Genomic DNA, 22,350 nt, shown 5'->3' on the forward strand with positions numbered 1-22,350 from the left:
ATGAACGACAGCCCGATCGAGTGCCAGTTCTTCCTGCCCCACGACGACTTCGTCATGCGGCACCACCGCATCCACGGGGTGTCGGTGATGCCGGGTGCCACCTTCCTCGACATCGTCTACCGCATCCTGCGGACGCAGGGGTACGACCCGGCGCGCGCGGTGCTCAGGAACATCCTGTTCACCGCCCCGATGGCCACAGAACCCGGGCACGACCTCGAGGTCCGGATCACCGTCGGAAGCCCCGACGGGGACGGGTCGCGGCCGGTCGCCGCCGACAGCAAGGTGGCGGGGGAAGCCGGCGCGGTTCGGGACGGCGGCTGGCGTCACCACTTCTCGTGCCGGCTGGAGTTCACCGACGAGCCCGCTCCCGGGCCCATCGACCCGCGGGCGCTGCTGGCGGGCCGCACCGGCGGCAAGGACATGGCGGACCTGTACCGCCAGGCCAGGGACGAGCACATCGAGCACGGGGCGCCGATGATGGGCTTCGGCCCGATCCACCAGGTCGGCCCCGGCCTGCTCGCCCGGTTGGAACTCGACCCCGGATACCGCGCACAGGAGGGCGAGTTCCACATCCACCCCGCGAAGCTGGACGCCGCCACCCTGGTCGCGTTCGGGCAGCTTCCGCCACCGGACGGCAATCCGTTCATCCCCGTGCACCTGGAGGAGTTCCGGGCGCCGCGCGCACTACAGGGCCCGTGCTGGATCCACGTGCCGGGGCCCGAGACCACCGCCCCGTCCGGCGACGTCATGCACAGCGACTGCCTGATCTACGACGAGCAGGGCAGGTTCGTCGCCCGCTTCCTGAAGCTGACGTGCAAGCGGGTGCGGAACGCCACGCTGATCACGCGGCTGCTCCACGACCCCGAAGGCACCGGAACGGAGTCGCGGGCGGTGTCCGCCGCGGCCGCGTCCCCGGCTTCCGCTGCCCCGGCCGCCGTCGCCTCACCTTCCGCCGCGCCGGTCGCCGATTCCGCAGCGCGCATGGGGGCGCACCTCCAGGCGATGATCGGCCGACTGCTCGGCAGGCCGCCCGGATCCGTCGACACCACCACGGGCTTCTACGAGCTCGGTCTCGACTCCATCACCATGCTCTCCATCAGCGCGGACCTGGAGAAACTGGTCGGCAGCCGGTTGTACCCCACCCTGCTGTTCGAGTACAGCGACATCGCCGGTCTCGCCCGGCACCTCGATGAGACCTACCCCTCCGCCGTCCTCCCCGAGCCGCCGGAGCAGGCCGGGAACACCCCGTCCGACGGACCTGCCTCGCGGGGCGAACTCCGGTGCTTCCGCGCCGAATGGGCGCCGCGCCCGTTCGGACCGTCGCCGTCGGACGTTCCCGGCGACCTGCTGGTCGTCACGGCCGACCCGGCCCTGCCCGCCGAGCTGCGCCGGCGTGCCGGGGCGGGACGCCGTACCGTCCAGGTGAGTTCAGGACCGGAATACACCAGGACCGGCCCCGACGCGTACCGCCTGCGCACCGGTAGCCGCGCCGACTTTGGGCGGCTGCTCACCGAACTGCGCGCCGACGGGGTCGAACCGGCGCTGCTCGCGGTGTTCCCGGCCCCGGCAGCACACCCCTCGACCCGGACCGAGGACGGTTACGACGCCGTCTGGGCCCTGGCGGCGGCCGTCTCGGAGAACCGCCCCGCGCACGACTGCCGGCTGCTGGTCCTGCACACCCGCCCCGACGGCGAGGAGGTGCCGCAGCACTCGGCGCTCGCCGCGCTGGCCCGCGGCATCACCGCGGAGACCCCCTGGCTGCGCTGCCGCAGCAGTTGTGTGGACGGCACGGCGTCGGTCGGTGAGCTCGCCGCGCTCCTGCTGGCCGAGGCGGCGGACGGCCGGGACGACAGCGAGACGTTCCACCGGCGCGGCGGTGCGGATGGTGGATTCACCAGGACGACGCGGCAGCTCGTCCCCTACCGGCCCGCCGATCCCGACGGGACGGAACTCGCCGAGGGCGCCGTCTGCCTGATACCCGGCGGCGCGGGCGGCGTCGGCGCGCTGCTCGCCGAACACCTGGCCGCCACCCGCCGGGCCCGGATCCTGCTCTGCGGGCGCCGCCCGGCCGACGCGGCCGTCACCGGACTCCTGGACCGGTGCACGGCGCTCGGCGCGCAGGCCCACTACGTCCAGGCCGACATCACGCAACGCGCGGGCGCCGACGCGGCCGTCGCGCGCTGCCGTGAACTCTTCGGGCGCGTCGACGCCGTACTGCACTGCGCGGGAACCACCGCTGACGGCGTCTACTTCCGGAAGGATCCCGCAGAGACCTTGCCCGTCCTCGCGGCGAAGCTGGCCGGCACCCTGCACCTCGACGGCGCCACCGCCGACTGCGGCCTGCGGCTGTTCCTGCTGTTCTCCTCCCTGTCAGCCGTTGTGCCCAACCCCGGCCAGTGCGACTACTCCTACGCCAACGCGTTCCTCGACGGCTTCGCCGAATGGCGCGCGGCCAGGAGCGACCGCGAGGGTGTCTCCCGGTCCGTCGCGTGGCCCTACTGGGCCGACGGCGGGATGCGGGTCGACCCCGCCGCACTCGACCGCGCCGCGGCCTCCGGAGTGCACCCCATGCCCGGCCGCGACGCCCTCGCGCTGTTCGAACGATGTCTTGGCGACGGGCCGTCGCGGGTGGTGGCGGTGTACGCGGAGCCCGGTGCCGTCCGTACCGGGCTGCTCGCCCCCGCCGATGCCCCGGACCTCGTCGCGACGCCTACGCATTCCGGTGCCGGTGCCGGTGCCGGTGTGCCGCCAGGGGAGGCCCGTGCGACCACCGCGCACCGCGCCGTCGGCGGTGACGTCGCGATCATCGGCCTGGCCGGACGCTACCCCCAGGCCCCTGACCTGGAGACGTTCTGGGCGAACCTCGCCGCGGGCCGGGACTGCGTCACCGAGGTGCCGGCCGAGCGGTGGGACCACGAGGAGATCTTCGATCCGGAAGTCGGGAAACCCGGCAGGACTTACGGCCGCTGGGGCGGGTTCCTCGACGGTGTGGACCGCTTCGATCCGCTCTTCTTCGGGATCTCCCGCCGCGAGGCCGAGCGGATGGACCCCCAGGAGCGGCTGTTCCTGACCATCGCCTGGCAGTGCCTGGAAGACGCCGGCTACCCGCCCGCCGCGCTCGCGTCCGAACAGATCGGCGTCTTCGCCGGGGTGATGTGGAACGACTTCCAGTTCGTACGGGACGCCGGGGACGGGGTCGCGCCCGTCGCGATGCACTCCTCCATCGCGAACCGCGTCTCCTACACCTTCGACCTGTCCGGCCCCAGCATGGCCGTCGACACCGCGTGTTCGTCCTCGCTGACGGCGGTGCACCTGGCGGTCGAGAGCATACGCAGGGGCGAGAGCACCCTCGCGCTCGCCGGTGGTGTGAACGCCATCCTGCACCCGCAGAAGTTCCTGCAACTCGCGCAGGGCCAGTGGCTCTCGCGTGACGGCCGGTGCCGGGCCTTCGGCGCCGGGGGCACAGGCTACGTGCCGGGCGAAGGCGTCGGAGCCGTCCTGCTCAAGCCGCTGGACCGGGCGCTGGCGGACGGTGACCACATCCACGGTGTCATCAAGGCGAGCCGGCTCAACCACAGCGGCCGCACCAGCGGATTCACCGTGCCCAGCCCCGTCGCCCAGGCGGCCCTGGTCCGCTCCGCGATCGAGAACGCCGGAGTGGACACGGCGACCATCGGCTACGTCGAGGCGCACGGCACCGGGACCTCACTCGGCGACCCCGTCGAACTGGAGGGGCTGCGGCGGGCGTTCGCGGCGCTCGAACCCGCTCCCGTCCACCGCACCTTCGGCTCGGTCAAGACCAACATCGGACATCTGGAGAGCGCGGCGGGCGTCGCTGGCCTGACCAAGGTGCTGCTCCAGTTCCGCCACCAGGCCCTCGCCCCCTCCCTGCACGCCGACGATCTCAACCCGCAACTGGACTTCCGCGACGCCTCCTTGAGCGTGCAGCGCGAGGCGTCGCCCTGGCCGCGTCCCGCGTCCGGGCCGCGCAGGGCCGGTCTCAGCGCGTTCGGCGCCGGCGGCTCCAACGCCCACCTGGTACTGGAGGAGGCTCCCGGCGACGCCGGACCCCGGCCGCCGGCTGCGGGACCGGAGCTGTTCGTCCTGTCGGCACGTGACGAGGAGGCGCTGCGCGCCCGGGCCCGCGCGTTGCTGGCCTTCCTGACCCCGGTACGCGACGACGCGGCCCGTGCCGAGCGGCACGCCGACGCGGTACGCACCCGCGTACGGTCGACGGTCGCCGAGCGGCTCGGCGTCGACGCCGGTTCCCTCGGCGGCGGCGAGACCCTGGAGGACCTGGGTCTCGACCCGGCGGGGCTGCTGGCCCTGGCCGTCGCGGTGGCGGGTGGGGTCGACGGGGGACCGGCGGACCGGTTCCACGCGTTCCTCGCCCCCGGAACCACCGTGGCCGGCTTCGCCGACGCGTGCGCGGCCGAGGCCGCCGCCGACTCGCAGGGGCAGCTGCCCCGCATCGACGATCTGGCGCACACCCTGAGGGTCGGCCGGGCGGCGATGCGCACCCGCTTCGCCGTGGTGACCGACGGACTGCCCGGCCTGCGGGCCGCCCTGGAACGCCTCGTGTCAGGAGAGGACGCCGGGCCTGCCGAGTTCCGGGGTACGGCGACCACGACGGGCACGGGCGTGGAATGGGACGGCGGGGGCCAAGGCCCGGTCGGCCGCGAGGAGTTGGAGAAGCTGGCCGAACTGTGGGTCGCGGGGGCCGCGACCGACTGGTCGGGCCTGGGCGCGCGGGCGGGGCAGAGCGAGCCGCGGCGTGTCGTGCTGCCGGGCTATCCGTTCCGCGAGGAGCGGTGCTGGCCGGGCGGCTGGCAGGCGTCGGCCGCCCTTGAGGCGCAGTCGGAACAGCGGCCGCAACAACAGCCACGGCCACAGCCGCAACCGCGGCCGCAGGTGGCGGCAGCCGGGACCGACGGGCTCGTGAGCGACGGAGAGGGCAGCGGCGACATGCGGGACGACGACGGTGTGGAACTGTGCGAGCTGGAGCACGGTGTGGCCCTGGTACGCCTGGCGGCGCCCATGTTCACCGACCGGTTGCTGCGTCAGCTGCGGGATGCATTCGCGACGATCGACCGGCGTCCCGGCATCCGTGCCGTGGTCGTGACCGGCACGGATGCCGTGTTCAGTATGGGGGCCACGCCCGAGGCGCTCGAAGGGCTGGCCGGCGGCCGGGGCAGCTTCACCGACCAGGCCTTCCTCTACGAAGGGCTGCTGCGCTGCGAACGGCCGGTCGTCGCCGCGATCCAGGGCCATGCGTCGGGGGGCGGGCTGGCCTTCGGGCTGTACGCGGATCTCGTCGTCATGGCCGAGGAGGGCGTCTACAGCGCCAACTTCGTGAACTACGGGTTCACTCCCGGCATGGGCGCCACCTACATCCTGGAACGCAGGTTCGGTGCCGCGCTCGCCGCCGAAATGATGCTGACGGGCGCCGCGATGAGCGGCGGAGAGCTGCGCGGCCACGGAGCGATGGTCACCGTACTGCCGCGCCAGGAGGTGCTCGCCGCGGCGCTGGACCGCGCCAGGGCGCTGGCGGACAAGCCCGAGGCGGCGGTCCGCCGTCTGAAGAAGGAGCTGGCGGGACGTGTGCTCGCCCGGCTCGGAGATGTCGTCGCGAGTGAAGTCCGCATGCACGAGGAGGTGTTGGGCAGCGAGGCCAGTGAGCTGGTCCGCGGCCATTTCGCCCGCGTCGAGGCGTTCCGCGCCCCGGCTCCGCGCGTCGCCTCCGCCCCGGTGAGCCCGCAGGAGCTGGCACCGGAGCGCGCGGCCGCCCTGGATCCGCCGCTTCCGGAGCCGGTCCCGCAAACAGAGCCGGAAGCGGAAACGGAGCGGGAACCGGAAACGATGGCCGCGGAGGTCGACGAGGCCATCGTCACCGCCCTCACCCAGGTGCTCTACCTGCAACCCGACGAGATCGACCGGGAGCTCACCTTCTCCGAGATGGGCCTGGACTCCATCGGAGCCGTGGAGGTCGTGCGTGACCTCAACCAGCGCTTCGGCACCGGGCTCGACGCGGTCGCCGTCTACGATCACCCGACGGTCCCCTCGCTCGCGGCGGCGCTGCTGGCTGCCTCACGCCAGTCGCGCGCGCTGCACCGGAAAGCGGTGCGCCGACAGCCGCCGACGCCTTCCCCAGCGCCAGCTCCAACGCCCGCACCGGCTTCCGTTCCGGCCCCCGCCCCCCGGCCGGCAGCCGTGGCGCCACCCGCCCCGCCCCCGGCCGTGTCCGCACCCGCCCTCCCAGCCGCGCCCTCCGCGCCTCCCGGCATGGTGACGCTCCGCCCGGTCGAGGCCCCCGTGACGGTGGCGGCGCCGTCTGCCGTCGCACCGCCCGCCGACCCGCCGCGCACCGGCGGCACACGCACGGGGGACATCGCGGTCATCGGCATGTCGGGCCGCTTCCCCGGCGCTCCCGACCTGGACGCCTTCTGGCGGAACCTGGCCGCCGGACGCCGCGACATCACCGAGATCCCCGCCGACCGCTGGGACGCGGACCGCTGGTACGACCCCGACCGCTCCGTGGCGGACAGGTCCGACAGCCGGTGGGCGGCGCTGCTGGACGGCGTCGACGCGTTCGACCCGGCGTTCTTCAAGCTGTCGCCCCTGGAAGCCGAGGCGATGGACCCGCAGCAGCGCCTGTTCCTCCAGGAGGCGTGGAAGAGCCTGGAGGACGCGGGCCACGCGGCCGGACAAGAACCCCTCCCGCGCTGCGGTGTCTTCGTCGGCTGCGGGACCGGGGACTACGACACGGTGCTCGCCGAAGCGGGCCGCGCCGACACCACCCACGCCTTCCTGGGCACGTCGCCCTCGATCCTTGCCGCCAGGATCGCGTACCTCCTCGATCTGCGCGGACCGACGCTGGCCGTGGACACCGCCTGCTCGTCCTCGCTGACCGCCGTTCACCTGGCCTGCGAGAGCATCCGGCGCGGTGAGTGCGAGACGGCACTCGCCGGCGGCGTCGCCGTGATGCTGACCCCTCGACTGCACATCAGGTCGAGCAACGCCGGAATGCTCTCGCCGACCGGCTCCAGCGCCCCCTTCGACGCCTCCGCGGACGGCATCGTCCTGGGCGAGGGGGTGGGTGTGGTGGTCCTGAAACCGCTGGAGCGGGCGGTCGCCGACGGCGACCACATCCACGGTGTCATCCGCGCCTCCGGCGTCAACGGCGACGGCCGGACGAACGGCATCACCGCGCCCAGCGCGGCCTCCCAGGCCGACCTGATCCGTCGCGTCCACAGTGCGGCCGGGGTGACCCCGGCGGACATCGGCTACGTGGAGGCCCACGGCACCGGCACACCGCTGGGCGATCCCATCGAGGTCAAGGCGCTGCAGCAGGTGTTCGGCGACGGCGAGTCGCGCACCGGCTTCTGCGGGCTCGGATCGGTCAAGGGCAACATCGGCCACACCACCATGGCCGCGGGTGTCGCCGGCCTGATCAAGGTACTGCTGGCACTGCGTCACGGACAGCTGCCGCCGTCCGTCGCGTTCACGACGGCCAATCCCGAGATCGACTTCGAACGGGGCCCGCTGCGGGTCGTGACCGAACTCACCGACTGGCGGCCGGGTCCTTCGGGTCTGCGGGTGGCCGGGCTCAGCAGCTTCGGCTTCAGCGGCACCAACGCCCACCTCGTGGTCGCCGAAGCCCCGGCTGCCGGCACGTCCCGCACCGGTGGCACGGCCGAGGAGGCAGCCCAGGACACGACGGAGAGCTGGCACCTGGTCCCGGTGTCCGCCCGCACCCGGGGCGCGCTGGCCCGCGGGCTGGTCCAACTCGCCGACGCGCTCGGCGAGGGCTCCGCCGTCCCGAGCGGCGCCACGCTCGCGGACGTGGCCTACACCCTCGCTACCGGGCGTACCCACTTCCCGGTCCGCGCCGCCTTCGTCGTCCGAGACCGGGCGGAGCTGGTACGCGAGCTGCGCCGCGCGGCCGCCGGCGCCGACGACGGCGCGGGTCCCGAGCGGCCCGGCGAGCTCCTGCGGCTGGCGGAGGCGTACGTACGGGGCGACGACATCGACTGGCCCGCGCCGCACGCGCACACAGCCGTGCGCCGAGTGCCGCTGCCCACGTACTCGTTCGAACGCGGCCGCCACTGGGCCGTGCCCGAGACACCGGCCGTCGGCACGGTGCGCCGCCGGGTGGACCCCTCGGACTGGATGGTCGACGACCACCAGGTGGGAGGGCTGCCCGTACTGCCGGGTGTCGCGAGCCTCGAACTGGCGGCGGAGGCTGCCGCCGCGCACGGCATCACGGGCCCGGTCCGTGTCTCCGCCGTACGGTGGCTCCGGCCCGTGGAGGTCACCGCGCCCCGCGAACTCGTTTGCACGGCGACCTTCCATCCCGCCGGGGGCCTGCGCTTCGAGGTCACCGACGGCGTCGACCCGAAGGTGCCCTGCGTCCAGGGGCGCGTCGCGGCGATGCCCCCCGGGGAGCCGCCCGCACCCCTCGACATCCGCGCCTTACAGGAGCGGTGCTCCCGTCGGCTGACCGCCGACCGGCTCTACGCGGCCTTCGAGGCCGCCGGGATCAGCTACGGCCCGGCGTTCCGGGTGCTCGGCGAGGTCTCCGTCGCCGAGGGCGAGGACGGCACCGGGACCGGGGACGATGCGCTGGGAACGCTGCTCGCCCCGGCCGGACGCCTCCTGCACCCGGCCCTGCTCGACGGCGCACTCCAGACGATCACCGCGGTCACGCCCGCGGACGGCGAAGGACCTCTCGTCCCCTTCGCGCTGGAGTCACTGGAGGTCTTCGGACCGGTCGGCACACCCGCGTACGCGGTGGCGGCCCGGGACGGGCAGCGACGTTTCACGGTGCGGGTGACGGACGCCGAGGGACGGATCGCGCTGCGCTTCACCGGCGTGGCCCTGCGCCGGCTGTCCACCACCCCGTCACGCCCGCTGCCCGTCAGCGATCTCGTCTTCGTCCCCGCGCTACGGGATGCCGCCCCGCTGCCCGTCGAGGTCACCGGGGCGGGCGGCGGAGCGCGGGTATGGGTGTTCGGCGCGGACGGGGCCCGGCCGCTGGCCGACGCGCTGGCCGCGGTGCACGCGACGGCGGGGGACAACGTCGAAGTCCTGCCCCCGGGCGCTGTCCTGGACGGTGCCGGGCTGCCGGACATCGTGTACTGGTGCGGCGGGGAAGCTGGACCCGAACCGTCTCCGGTCGGGCTGTTCCGGCTGTGCAAGGCCCTGATCGCCCAGGGCGCCGGAAGCCGCGGCCTCACGCTGAAGGTGGTGCTCAACGGGGCGGTGCCCACCGGCGACGGAGAGGAGGTCCGGCCGCACGACGCGGGACTCCTGGGCCTCGCGCGGACCGCGGCGGCCGAGTATCCCGGGTGGCGGGTCGGCTGCGTGGACCTCGGGCTGACCTCCAACGACCCCCGAGCGATGGCCGCACGGCTCCTGCTCGAACCCTGTGCCGAACCGCTCGTCGTGCTGCGCGGGGAGCGTCGTGCGGTGCGCGTGCTGGAACCGCTGGCCGACGACCCGCGGACGTCCGCCCGGACCGAGCGCCCCCAGCCCTTCCAGGACAACGGCGTGTACCTCCTCGTCGGCGGCACCGGCGGCATCGGGACGGTCCTCGCCCGCCACCTGGCGAGCGGCTTCAGGGCACGGCTCGCGCTCGTCGGCCGGCGGCCACTCGACGCCGCCGTCCAGGCGCAGCTCGACGAGATCGAGGCGCTCGGCGGGCAGGGCGTCTACCTGCGCGGCGACATCACGGACGCCGCCGCGACGCGACGCGTGGTCACCGAGGCGCGCGAGCGTTTCGGCCACATCGACGGCGCCTTCCACAGCGCGCTGGTCCTGCGCGACCGCACCCTGACGAGCATGGACGAGGCCACTTTCCTCGACGTGCTCGGCCCCAAGACCACGGGCGCGGTCACCCTCGCCGAGGCGCTGGAGGACCAGCCCCCGCGCTTCCTCACCTACTTCTCCTCCGCTATCTCCTTCACCGACGCGGCCGGACAGGCCAACTACGCCGCGGCCAGCACCTACGAGGACGCCTGCGCGGCCGCACTGCGCCGTCGGCTGCCCTTCCCCGTGTCCGTCGTCAACTGGGGTTTCTGGGGGAGCGTGGGCGCCGTGGCCGACGCGCGCTACACCGAGCGGCTCGGCGCGTTCGGTATCGCGTCCCTCGAACCGGCGGAGGCCATGGCGGCGCTCGGCCTCCTGCTCCGCGACGACATCCCACAGGCCGTCGTCGCGAAGGGCAGTCCCGAGGGGCTGGCCCGGCTCGGCGTGGTCCACGGTGCGGCCGACGGTCCCGCCACCATCGGCACCGGATCCACCGCGGAGCCCGGCCTCGCCTCGGCGAGGGAAGGGTTCGCGGCGCTGGAACGGCTCGCCCCGGTCCTGCTCCGGCACGCACTCGTCCGGCGGGAGGTCCTTCCCGAACCCGGAACGACAAGCACCGTCGCGCAGTTGAGGACCCGGCTGGGTTGTGTCCCCGCCAACGAACGGCTCTTCCAGGCGTTGCTGGAACTGCTCAGGCGCGCCGGGACACTCTGGGTGGACGGCGAGAACGTCGGGCTCGCGGCCGAGGCCCCGGCCGGCGCCACCGAGGACGGGGCCACGTCCCCACTGCTCGCGGCGCACCCCGCCATGCGCCCCCACGTGGAGCTCCTGCGGCGGTGCGTGGAGGCCCTGCCGTACGTTCTGGACGGCTCGCGCAATCCGGCGGAGGTGCTCTTCCCCAAGGGCTCCATGGCCTCCGTCGAGCAGGTCTACCGGGGCCAGCCGATCTCCGACCACTACCACCGGGTGCTGGCGAGGCAAGCCGTCGAAGCGGTGGAACGGTTCGCCCTCGCGGGGGCTCCAGCGGTCCGCGTCCTGGAGGTCGGCGCCGGCACGGGCGCGGGCACGAGCTTCGTCCTCGAGGCGCTTGCCGCCTGCGGGCGGCAGATCGAGTACTGCTACACCGACATCTCGACCGCGTTCCTGCGCCACGGCGAACGCGAGTTCGGCGCCCGCTTCCCCTTCGTCACCTTCCGTCCCCTGGACATCGAACGGCCGCCGACCGCGCAGGGCTTCGGGGAGAATGGGTACGACCTGGTCCTCGCCACCAACGTCCTGCACGCCACCCAGGACATCGGCCGGACCCTGCACCACGTCCGCGGCCTGCTCAAGCCGGGCGGGGCGGCGCTGGTCAACGAGGTCACCCGCGCTTCCGACTTCCTGACCCTCACTTTCGGCCTGACTCCCGGCTGGTGGGCCTACCAGGACACGGACCTGAGGCTGCGTGACGCACCGCTGCTGGGCCCGGACCAGTGGGGCAGCGCCCTGGCGGCTGCCGGATTCGGCCCCGTGCGCACCCTCGGCATCGCGGGGACACCGGAGCGTGAACTCGAGCAGTGCCTCTTCGTCGCCGAGGCGGCACCGGTGCCCGCGGCGGAACGCGCGACGGGACCGGCCCCCGCGCCGCAGCCGGCAGGCGAACGTGAGACGCCCGCCAGGGATCAGGTGCGCACCTATGTGCGCCGGGTCTTCGCGGAGGTACTCAAGTTCGGGGAGGAAGACCTCGACGATCGGGTCACCTTCGAGAACTACGGTGTCGACTCCCTCGTCAGCCTGACCGTCATCAGCCGCTTCGAGCAGGATCTGGGCGACCTTCCCGCCACGCTCCTGTTCGAACGCCTGACATTGGCCCAGCTGACCGACTACTTCATGACGGAACGTCAGAACGAGCTCGCCGAACTGATGCGGCCCGAGCCCGGACTCCGAACCGAGCCCGCACTCCGGACAGAGCCCGTCGTAACCGCGCCCGCCGTAACGACACCCGTTCCCCTGCCCGCCGCCGTGAGCCGCCCCGGCGACATCGCCGTCATCGGGGTCAGCGGCCGCTACCCCGGTGCCCCCGACCTCGACAGCTTCTGGCGCAATCTCGCATCCGGCACGGTCAGCGTCACCGAGGTGCCCGCCGACCGCTGGGACTGGCGGCCGACCTTCGACGCGGAGCGCGGCATCCCGCAGCGCAGCTACAGCCGGTGGGGAGCGTTCCTCGACGGCGTCGACCGCTTCGACCCCGCCTTCTTCGGCATCCTCGCCCGCGACGCCGCGAACATCGACCCGCAGGAGCGGCTGTTCCTGGAGACCACCTGGAACCTCCTGGAGGAGGCGGGGCACCTGGGGGAGCACACCCGCGAGACCAGCACTGGCGTCTTCGTGGGACTGATGTACGGGACCTACGGCCAGCTCGCCGCCACCGGATGGCCGAGCGGAAAGCTCTCCGGGGCGCACTCGGCCCATTGGTCCGTCGCCAACCGCGTCTCCTACTTCTTCGACTTCCAGGGCCCCAGCCTAGCGATCGACAGCGCCTGTTCGTCCTCGCTGAGCGCCGTCCACCTCGCCTGCGAGAGCATCCGCCGCGGTGAGTGCAGGACCGCCGTCGCGGGCGGAGTGAACCTGGTCCTGCACCCCGCCCACCATGTGTCCCTCAGCGCGCTCAACATGCTCTCCGCGGACGGCACCTGCAAGGTGTTCGACGCGCGCGCCGACGGCATCGTCCCGGGCGAGGGGGTCGGCGCGGTCCTGCTGAAGCCGCTGGAGCGGGCGGTCGCTGACGGTGACCGGATCTGGGGCGTCATCAAGGGCGGCTCGATGAACGCGGGCGGCAAGACGGGCGGTTACACCGTGCCCAACCCCAACGCCCAGACATCGCTGATCAAGGACGCGCTGACGCGGGCCGGGGTGGATCCGCGCACCGTTTCGTACGTCGAGGCCCACGGCACGGGCACCTCGCTGGGAGACCCGATCGAGACCGCCGCCCTCGCGCAGGCGTTCGGCACCGGCCCCGAGGACCACGCGTGCGCCGTCGGTTCCGTCAAGGCCAACATCGGCCACCTGGAGGGCGCGGCGGGCATCGCCGGCCTGACGAAAGTGCTCCTCCAGCTGCGTCACGGCAAGCTCGCGCCCTGCGCCAACCTGGAACACGACAACCCCAAGATCGACTTCGGGCCGCTGCGCCCGGTCCGACGGCTCACGGACTGGCCGGCGCCCTCCGCCGGCGCTCCGCGCCGCGCGGGCATCAGCTCCTTCGGCGCCGGCGGGGCCAACGCCCATCTCGTCGTCGAGGAGTACGTGACGCCGCAGGCGCCGCCTGCACCAGCACACCCCGGGCCCCACCTGTTCCTGCTGTCGGCCCGGTCCCCGGAGCAGCTGCGCCACCACGCGCGTCGGGTAGCCCGCCATCTCACGGACACGCACGGGGAGTTCGACGTACTGGCCGCCCTCGCCTGGACCAGCCAGACCGGACGCAAGGACTTCGCGGAGCGACTGGCGGTCGTCGCCCGGGACACCGCCGCACTCGCCGCGGAACTGCGGGCCTTCGCCGACGGCGGACCGGAGCGTGCGCCCACGACGGTGACGGGGCACGCGGCCCGTTCGGCGGCCGGCGGCGGCCACGACCGCGCCGAGGCGCTGCTGCGGGACGCGTGGACGCAGACGGACATGTCCAGGGAGCGGGCCCTCGCCGGACTCGCGGCGCTGTGGACCGAGGGCGTCAGGATCGGCTGGCGCGACCTGTGGTCCGCACACCCGCCGCAGCGCGTTCCCTTCCCCACCTACCCCTTCGAGCGCACCCGGCACTGGCTCGACACCGGCGTGGTGGATCCCACCCTGGGCGGCGATCGGACCCCGGCCGCCCACCGGTATCTGGTCCCGGTCCACGAGCCGGCGCCGCTGAGCGGGCCCGAGGACGCGCCGGCCACGGTGCTCCTGCTGGCGGCCGATCCTTCCGTACGCCGGGCGACTGCCGAGGCATTCGCGGCACGGGGCGTGCGATGCGTCCACGCGATCCCGGGCGAGGCGTTCGAGGAGCGCGAGACCGACGCGTTCACCCTGGTGCCGGGAGACCGGGAACACTTCCGGCGTCTGACCGACGCGCTCGCCGCCCGCGACCGGCTTCCCGACGCGCTCGTGCTCGCCTGCCCCTCCTCCCCGGGCGGAGACGGCCTTCCCGGGCCGGGGTCGCTCGCCGACGACCTCGCCGCAGGGCCGTATTCGCTGCTTTGGGCAGCGGCCGCGGTGCTGGAGCGCGGCAGGAAGGTTCCGCTGCGGGTGGCGGTGCTGCACGGTCCGGCCGAGCGCCGGCCGCAGTTCTCGGCGCTCGGCGGACTGCTGAAGTCCCTGGCGCTGGAGCACAGCACCTTCCGCGCCGTGCGCGTGGAGCACGACGACAGCGGCGGCGGCTCTACCGCCGCGCTCGGCGCCCTGCTCGCCGACGAGACCGTCCGCGTCGGCGAGGGTGTCACCGAGGTGACGTACCGTCACGGTGTCCGCTCCGTAAAGCGGCTGGTCGACCGCACCGAGGACGCGGAGGGCCCGGGGGACGGCCCTGATCGCTCCGGCGACGCCCGGGTGCGGGCCGGCGGGACCTATCTGGTCACCGGCGGAGCGGGGGGGCTCGGGCTGTTGTCCGCGGCATTCCTGGCCGACCAGCAGCCCGTCAACCTGGTTCTGGTGGGGCGCTCGCCGCTGGACGCCGAGATCGAACGACGGACGGCCGCGCTGTGGCGTGGCGGCTCCACGGCCTGGTACCGCCCGACCGACCTGCGCGACGCGGACGACGTCACCGGGCTGGTCGACGACATCCGCGCCCGCTACGGCGCGCTCAACGGCGTCCTGCACGCCGCAGGCGTGCGCCACGACAGCCGGGCCGTGCGCAAGACGGCGGTGGAGGTGGCGGAGGTGCTCGGCCCCAAGGTCGCCGGTACGCTCCTGCTCGACCTCGCCACCCGCGGGGAACCGCTCGACTTCTTCGCCGTCTTCGCCTCGCTCGCGGGGGAGACCGGCAACCTGGGCCAGACCGACTACGCCTACGCGAACGCCTTCCAGTTGGACTTCGCCGCTGCCCGCGAGCGGCTCAGGCGCTCCGGTGCCCGGCCGGGCCGCACCTTCGCGATCGGCTGGCCGCTGTGGGCGGAGGGCGGTATGGCGGTCGACGACGCCACACGGCGGCTCTTCGCACGGCGCTGGTCGATGGTCCCGATGCGTACGGAGACCGGCCTGCGGGTCTTCCAGGAGGCCCTTTCCGGTACGCACACCCGGTACCTGGTCGTGGAGGGCGCCACGGACCAGGAGCCGCCCGACGACATCCCGCAAGGCATGACAGCGACAGCACCGGCAGCCATGCCCGTGACAGCGACGGAGAGGACGGCCGTGGAACAGGAGCAGAGCGTGGAGGAGATCCGCGAGGAGCCGGTTCTCCCCTTGGCCGAGGCCCGGCTCCGTTCCTTCGCCGCCGAGTTCCTGATGGTGGCCGAGGACGAGGTGGACCTGGAGGCCGAACTGATGGACCTCGGGTTCGACTCGATCTCCCTGGGCCAACTGATCGAGCAGGTCAACGACGTCTACGGGTTGGACCTGCTGCCCACCGTGCTGTTCGAGAACCCGACCCTGGGCGACCTCGCCCGCTACCTCGACGACCGGCACGGCGAAGCGGTACGGCGCACGCACCGCCCGACTCCCCAGACCACTGCCGAGGCGGCGGTCACGGAGGCCGCGGTCACCGAGGAGGACCCGCGCCCCGTGATCCTGTCCGAGGCACCGTCCAGCTCCGTACGCAGGGACGTCGCCGTCATCGGCATGGCGGCCAGGCTGCCGGGCTCCCCAGACCTGGAGGCGTTCTGGCGCCACCTGGTGGCGGGCGATGACCTGGTCACCGGTCCCCCCGCCGACCGTACGGAGCTGCTGGCACATCCCGACGCGGCCTCGATGCGCGGCGGTTTCCTGGAGGGCGTCGGCGACTTCGACGCGGCGTTCTTCCGTATCTCACCGACCGAGGCCCGGCAGATGGACCCCCAGCACCGGATCTTCCTGGAGACCGTCTGGCGGACCCTGGAGGACGCCGGCTACCGGCCCGACGAGTTGAGCGGTACCTCGACGGGAGTGTTCGCGGGTGTGGCCACCGCGGACTACGCCGAACTCGTCGCGCGTTCCGGTGCCCCCATGCAGGCCCACATGGCGACGGGTATCGCCAGGTCGCTGCTGGCCAACCGGATATCCCACCAGCTCGACCTGCACGGCCCCAGCGAGACCGTGGACACGGCGTGCTCCAGCTCGCTGGTCGCCCTGCACCGGGCGGCCCGCTCCGTGGCCGAGGGCGAGTGCTCCATGGCCCTGGCCGGAGGGGTCAGCCTCCAGCTCAGCCCGGGGTTGTTCACCGTGTTCACCCAGGCCGGAATGCTCAGCCCCACGGGACGCTGCCGCACGTTCGACAAGGACGCCGACGGATACGTACGGGGCGAGGGCGCGGGCGCGGTCCTGCTCAAGCCGCTCGACCGGGCCGAGGCGGACGGCGACCGGATCATCGCGGTGATCCGCGGCAGCGCGGTCAACCACTGCGGCAAGTCGCCGTCGCTGACCGCCCCCAACCCGCGCGCCCAGGCCGACGTGCTCGTCCGCGCCCATCAGGCGGCGGGCATCTCACCGTCCACCGTCACCTGCCTCGAAACGCACGGCACCGGCACCTGGCTCGGCGACCCGATCGAGGTCGAGGGGGCGAAGGACGCGTTCGCGCGGCTGTACGCGGAGGCGGGGGACGACGTACGGGAGGCGCCGGGCATCGCGATCGGCTCGGTGAAGACGAACATTGGCCACCTGGAGGCCGCCTCGGGGATCGCGGGCGTGCTCAAGGTGCTGCTGAGCATGGTGCACCGCACGCTCCCCGCCCACCTGCACCTGCGCGAACCCAATCCGTACCTGCGCCTGGCCGACACTCCGTTCCGCATCAACGACCGGACCACCGAGTGGGAGGGCGCCAAGGACGAGAACGGCCGGCGCACCTGGCGCGCGGGCGTCAGCTCCTTCGGATTCGGCGGGACCAACGCCCATGTGGTGCTGGAGGCGTGGAACCCGCCCGTGGACGACCCCACGGACGAGCGGACGCGCAGGCAACCGCTGCCCGCCGCGCGCTTCAGGCCCCAGCGCCACTGGTTCAGTGAGACGCCCGGTGACGCCCAGGACTCCGCGCGCTTCGCGGACGCTGGCGCTCCCGCGCCGACGGGTGAGCGACCCAAGGTGAAGCTCGCCCCCCTCGCGCAGGCCGATCCCACTCCCGCCCCCGCTCCTGCCACGGGACCGACGCCGCCCGCACCACCCGCGCCGGCGGGGGAAGGACCGGGGGAAGTACTGCCGGTCGTCCGCGCGCTGCTGGCGAACATCCTGGGCCTGCCCGTGGACGAGGTGACCGATCAGGCGGCCTTCGCCGACCTCGGTCTCGACTCCATCTTCCGTATGGACCTGGCCCGCGCACTCAACGACCGGTACGGACTCGACCTGAAAGGCGCGGACCTCTACGAGTACGACTCCAGCGGCCGCCTGGCGGCCCACGTCGCGACGCTGACAAGGCCCCCGGCGCCCCCGGCCGCCGCAGCTGCTCCCGTGGTCCCGGCGGCCCCCGTGCATGCCGTCCCGTCCGCCGCGGACGAATCACCGTCCAGTGCGGACGAACCCCAGGAGGCACTGGTCCGGCTGCTGACAGACGTCGTCGGGCACGACCTCGACCCGGAACTCACCTTCGAGGCGAACGGCCTCTCCTCCTTCGACATGCTCCGGGTGGTGAGCGCGCTGGAGAAGAATCTCGGGACCCTGCGCAAGACACTGCTGTACGACCAGCCCACCGTCGCGGCCCTCACCGAGCACCTGAGCGACGTGTACGGTGCGGAGGCGCTGGCAAGGGTCCGGGTCGCCGACGCGCACCCGCACGCCGCGGACGAGGCACCGCCCGGCCCCGCCCACGACTCCGATGGCGGCGGCGGACTCGCCGACACCGCGCTGCTGCCCCGCGACGAGGCCCTGACCGACCCGGAGCTCGGTCCGGTCATCGCCCGCCTCGAAGCCGCGCACGGCAAGGAGAGCGGCCTGGCCGGCCGCGACATAGCCCCGCTCGTCTTCGTGGGCGCGGAGCGGCGCGGCTTCTACGCCTGCTCCCGCAAGGGCCCGGCCATGCTCGTGTGGGTCTACACCGGTCCGGGAGAGCACTTCACGGAGTTGGCCGCCGAATACTTCGCCTACGCACGCCGCCACGGCCTGCGGGCCAACCTGCTGTCGCTGGTCCGACTCGACGAGGTCGGCGGGGCGCCGGTGACTTCGACCCCGTTCGGCGCGCTCCAGCGCATCGAGGACGTCGGCTCCTTCTCCCTCAGCGGCGGGCGGATGAGCCGGTTGAGGTACATGGTCAAGCGGTTCGAGCGGGCCGGTGCCTGCCGCACCGACGAGTACCGCAGTGGAGCCGATCCGGCCGTCGACGCCGAGCTGGCCCGTCTCGTCGACCGCTGGGCAGCCACGAAGCAGATGGTCAACCCGTACGTCGGCAGGGTCCGCGCGGAACTGGCCGGCGGGGTGCTGGACGCGCGCCACCGGATCTTCCTGACGCACGTGGACGACACGGTGGTGAACGCCGTCGTCGTCACGAAGATCCCGTCGGAGAACGGCTATCTGCTGGACGTGGAGTTCTACGCCGACGACATGCCGCTCGGCGGTCTGGAGTACGCGATCGTGGCGATCCTGGAGCGGCTCGGCGCGGAGGGCTGCGAGGTCTTCAGCTTCGGCGCCAGCTTCGGCGGGGAGCAGGGGAGCTCGCCCAACGCCTCGGAACAGGCCGAGCGGGGCCTGGCCGAGCTCCGGTCGGCGGGTGTCTTCGGCGGCGGGAACTACCAGTTCAAGAGCAAGTTCCGGCCGGTGGCGCAGCCGCTGTACCTCTGCCAGCCGGCAGGTGAGGACGCCACCGAGGTGGGCGACGTCATCCTGATGATCGCCGATCCGCACCCCACGGCCACCACCGCGCCCGCCCCGGCGCCACTGCCCGCCCCCGCCCCGCACCGTCCCGTTGCCGCTCCCGACGCCGACGGACCCGCGGTCGCCCGCAGGACCGCCGCGCTCGCCGCCCACGGGCACAATCCGATCCGGATCGCCCACCCCGCCGTCGACACCGACCTGCTCACCGACTCCTGGGCGGAACGGTCCGACCCGTGGCAGCGGGACCGGCTGCGCGAGCTGGCCGACAGCGCGTCGTCCGGTGCGGCGGACACCGTCGCCACGGAGGCCGTCGGTGCCGACGGCGCCACCGCGTCCTGGCTGCCGTTCGCCCACGCCTTTCTCACCGCGTCCGGGCGCTCCGCGGAAGCACGGCTGTGCGCGTCCTGGCCGGCGCGTCGTGGCCTGGTACTGCACAACGACCTGTTCCCCACCTGGCTGTACAACCTCGCGGACGAGGGATTCGACCCGTCCACCGTGCTGCGCGCGGAAGGCGGAACGGGGCCCTTCACCGCGGACCTGGACACGGCGTACCTGGAGGAGACCCTGCGACGCCTCGGGGAGAAGGTCTCCTTCGTCGCCGTGGAGACGGCGGGCAACGCCCGTGGGGGCGCCCCGCTCTCCCTCGGCAACCTCAAGGCGGTCGCGGCGTGTGCCGCCGCCCACCGCGTCCCCCTGGTCCTCGACGCCACCCGGCTGCTCGACAACGCGGTGCTCATCACCGCCCATGAGCCGGGTCAGAGCGGGCGGGACCCGTGGGACGTCGCCGAGGAGATCCTCGCGCTGGCCGCCGCCGCGACCTTCAGCCTCTCGAAGGACTTCGGCGTCGACGCCGGAGGCCTGGTCGCCGTGCGCGACCGGGAATTGGCCGTGAACCTGGACGAGCAGCTGCTGCGGCGGGGACGCGAACCGGGGCTGTCCGCCCGCCGGTCCCTCGCCGTCGCCCTCGGCGACCGGCGGGCCGTCATGGACCTCGTACGCACCCGCGTGGACCAGGTGGCCGAGCTGCGCGCCCGCCTGGAGGCGGGCGGCGTGCCGCTCGTCGCCGGCACGTCGGCGCACTGCGTGCTGCTCGACGTGGACCGGCTGCCCCGCTTCGACGGGTTCCGGCATCCCGTGCAGGCGTGCCTGGCCTGGCTGTACCGCCACACCGGCGTCCGCGGCGGCCCGCACCTGTCGCCGTACGGTCCTGACCTGCCCGGCACCGGGGCCGAGCGCCCGACGCGGCGGCTCGTCCGGCTCGCTGTGCCGGTCGGCATGGACCAGCAGACCCTCCTCACGACCGCCGACCGGCTCGTCGCACTGATCGCCGGACCCGTTCCCGGCACCGACCTCGTCGAGGTCGGCGGCCCCTCCGACGCACTGGGAGCGGCCCGCGCGCACTACCACCCGGCGGAGGAACTGCCGACGGACGTCCGCGAGGCGCTGGCGGAAGGACGTCCGAGCGGCTCGGGGACCGGCAACTTCGACGTGCTGCACGAGCGCGTCCCGGCCGCCGAACGGCATCTGCTGCGCCTGCCCGATGGCGAGGTGGAGGTCTTCGACTGCGGCACCGGCCCCACCGTCCTGATGATGCCGCCCTTCAACATGGGCGGCGGAGTCTTCGCGGGCCAGTTCGCCGGCCTGGCCGACCGGTACCGGATGCTCGTGGTGCACCACCCGGGGGTCGGGACCACGACGAGCGCGAGCGACATCTCGCTGGAAGGCATCGCGGGGTTGTACCGGACGGTCCTGGACCACCTGGGGTTGGCCGATCCGGTGCACGTGGTGGGCACTTCGTTCGGCGGGCTGCTGGCCCAGAGCTTCGTGCTCGCCCACCCCGGGCGCGCCGCCTCCCTGACGCTGCTGTGCAGCTCGTACAAGTACGCCAACCGGGCGGGCGAGGTGAACCGGCTGGAGACCATCATCGAGGAGGACCTAGACCGGCACGCCGCGGCCGACGTCCCCGGCATCGGGCAGCGCCGGGCGGAGTACGCCGACGTGCTGAGCCGCTGCGAGAGCATGGCACCGCACATCGGGCTGCGCTACCTCGACGTCTTCGCCGAGCAGCCCGACCTGCTCGGCAGGCTCGGCGACATCGCGGTCCCGGCCCTGATCGTCGCCGGGGGCCTGGACGCGGTCGTGCCGCTGAAGACCTCGCACTTGATGCACGGAGCCATCCCGGACGCCCGCTACCGGGAACTGCCCCATGCCGGCCACTTCCCGACGGTGACCGACTCCGACGCGGTGAACGCCGTGCTGGCCGAATTCCTCGACGCGTGCGAGACACGGAGGGCACAGCGATGAACGACGCCGGAGACAACCGCGGGAGCTTCGGCATCGAGGCGATGGACGTCTATGGCGGCTCCGCGTCGATCAGTGCGCAGGCGCTGTTCGCGGGCCGGGGCCTGGATCCGCAGCGATTCGACAACGTCGTCCTCAACCGCCGCGCGGTGGCCCTGCCCTTCGAGGACCCGGTCACGCACGCGGTCAACGCCGCCCGCCCGCTGCTCGACCGCATTCCGCAACGTGACCGGAACCGCATCGAACTCCTGGTCACCACCACCGAGTCGGGCATCGACTACAGCAAGTCGGTCTCCACGTACGTCCACGAGCACCTGGGACTCGGCCGCAACTGCCGTCTGCTGGAGATGAAGCAGGCCTGTTACTCCGCCACCGGCGCGTTGCAGCTGGCCGTCGGCCACCTCGCCGCCGGGATCTCCCCGGGAGCCAAGGCCCTGATCATCTCGACCGACATCTCGCTGGCCGACGAGCGCGCCCAGTACGCCGAACCGGCCACCGGCACCGGGGCGGTGGCCCTGCTCGTCGGCGACCGACCCCGGGTCCTCGCGGTGGATCTCGGCGCCTTCGGGCTCTACAGCTTCGAGACCCTCGACTCGGCCCGGCCGTTGCCCGACCTCGACATCGCGGACGCCGACCGCTCGCTGCTCGCCTACCTGGAGTGCCTCAGCCACAGCTTCGCCGACTACCGGACCCGCGTCGAGGGCGCCGACTTCGCCACCACCTTCGACCAGCTGGCCCTGCACACACCGTTCTCCGGCATGGTCAGGGCGGGCCACCGCCGGCTGATGCGGGAGCTGTACGCGACCTCGCCCAAGGACATCCAGAACGACTACGAACGGCGCGTCGAGCCGTCGCTCACCTATCCGGGCGAGGTCGGCAACCTCTTCTCCGGCTCCCTCTACCTCGCGCTGGCCAGCCTCATCGACCACGCTCCGCTGGAGGGGCCGGCCCGGGTGGGTCTGTTTTCCTACGGATCGGGCTGCTCCTCGGAGTTCTTCAGCGGAGTCGTGGGCCCGGATTCTGCGGCCGAGGTCGGGCGGGCCGGGATCAAGGAGCGACTCGCCAACCGCGCCGAGCTGACCTTCGCCGAGTACACCGAGCTGCTGTCGCACACGCTGGGCTGCCTGCGCCCGGTCAGCGACCGGACGGTGGACCCCGCCGGATACGGCCGGTACCTCGACCGGGTCGTGGACCGGCCCAAGATGCTCGCGCTGACCGGCGTCGAGGGCTACCACCGGCACTACGAGTGGATCTGACAAGACCCTCCGGAGCCATCGGCCCGGATCCGGCACACCCCGCCCC

2 protein-coding genes are annotated in these 22,350 nt (G+C 73.2%); both read left to right on the plus strand.

Annotation, left to right across the window (positions count from 1 at the left end):
• A complete protein-coding gene (locus CG740_RS16935) occupies positions 1–21,051 on the plus strand; it encodes an SDR family NAD(P)-dependent oxidoreductase (RefSeq protein ID WP_100575971.1) in 21,051 nt (7,016 codons plus the stop codon).
• A complete protein-coding gene (locus CG740_RS16940) occupies positions 21,048–22,304 on the plus strand; it encodes a hydroxymethylglutaryl-CoA synthase family protein (RefSeq protein WP_100575972.1) in 1,257 nt (418 codons plus the stop codon). The genes CG740_RS16935 and CG740_RS16940 overlap by 4 nt, the downstream gene beginning before the upstream one ends.
• Positions 22,305–22,350: the final 46 nt, after the last annotated feature.

The sequence above is a fragment of the Streptomyces sp. CB01201 genome, assembly GCF_002803085.1.
Lineage (GTDB): Bacteria > Actinomycetota > Actinomycetes > Streptomycetales > Streptomycetaceae > Streptomyces > Streptomyces hundungensis.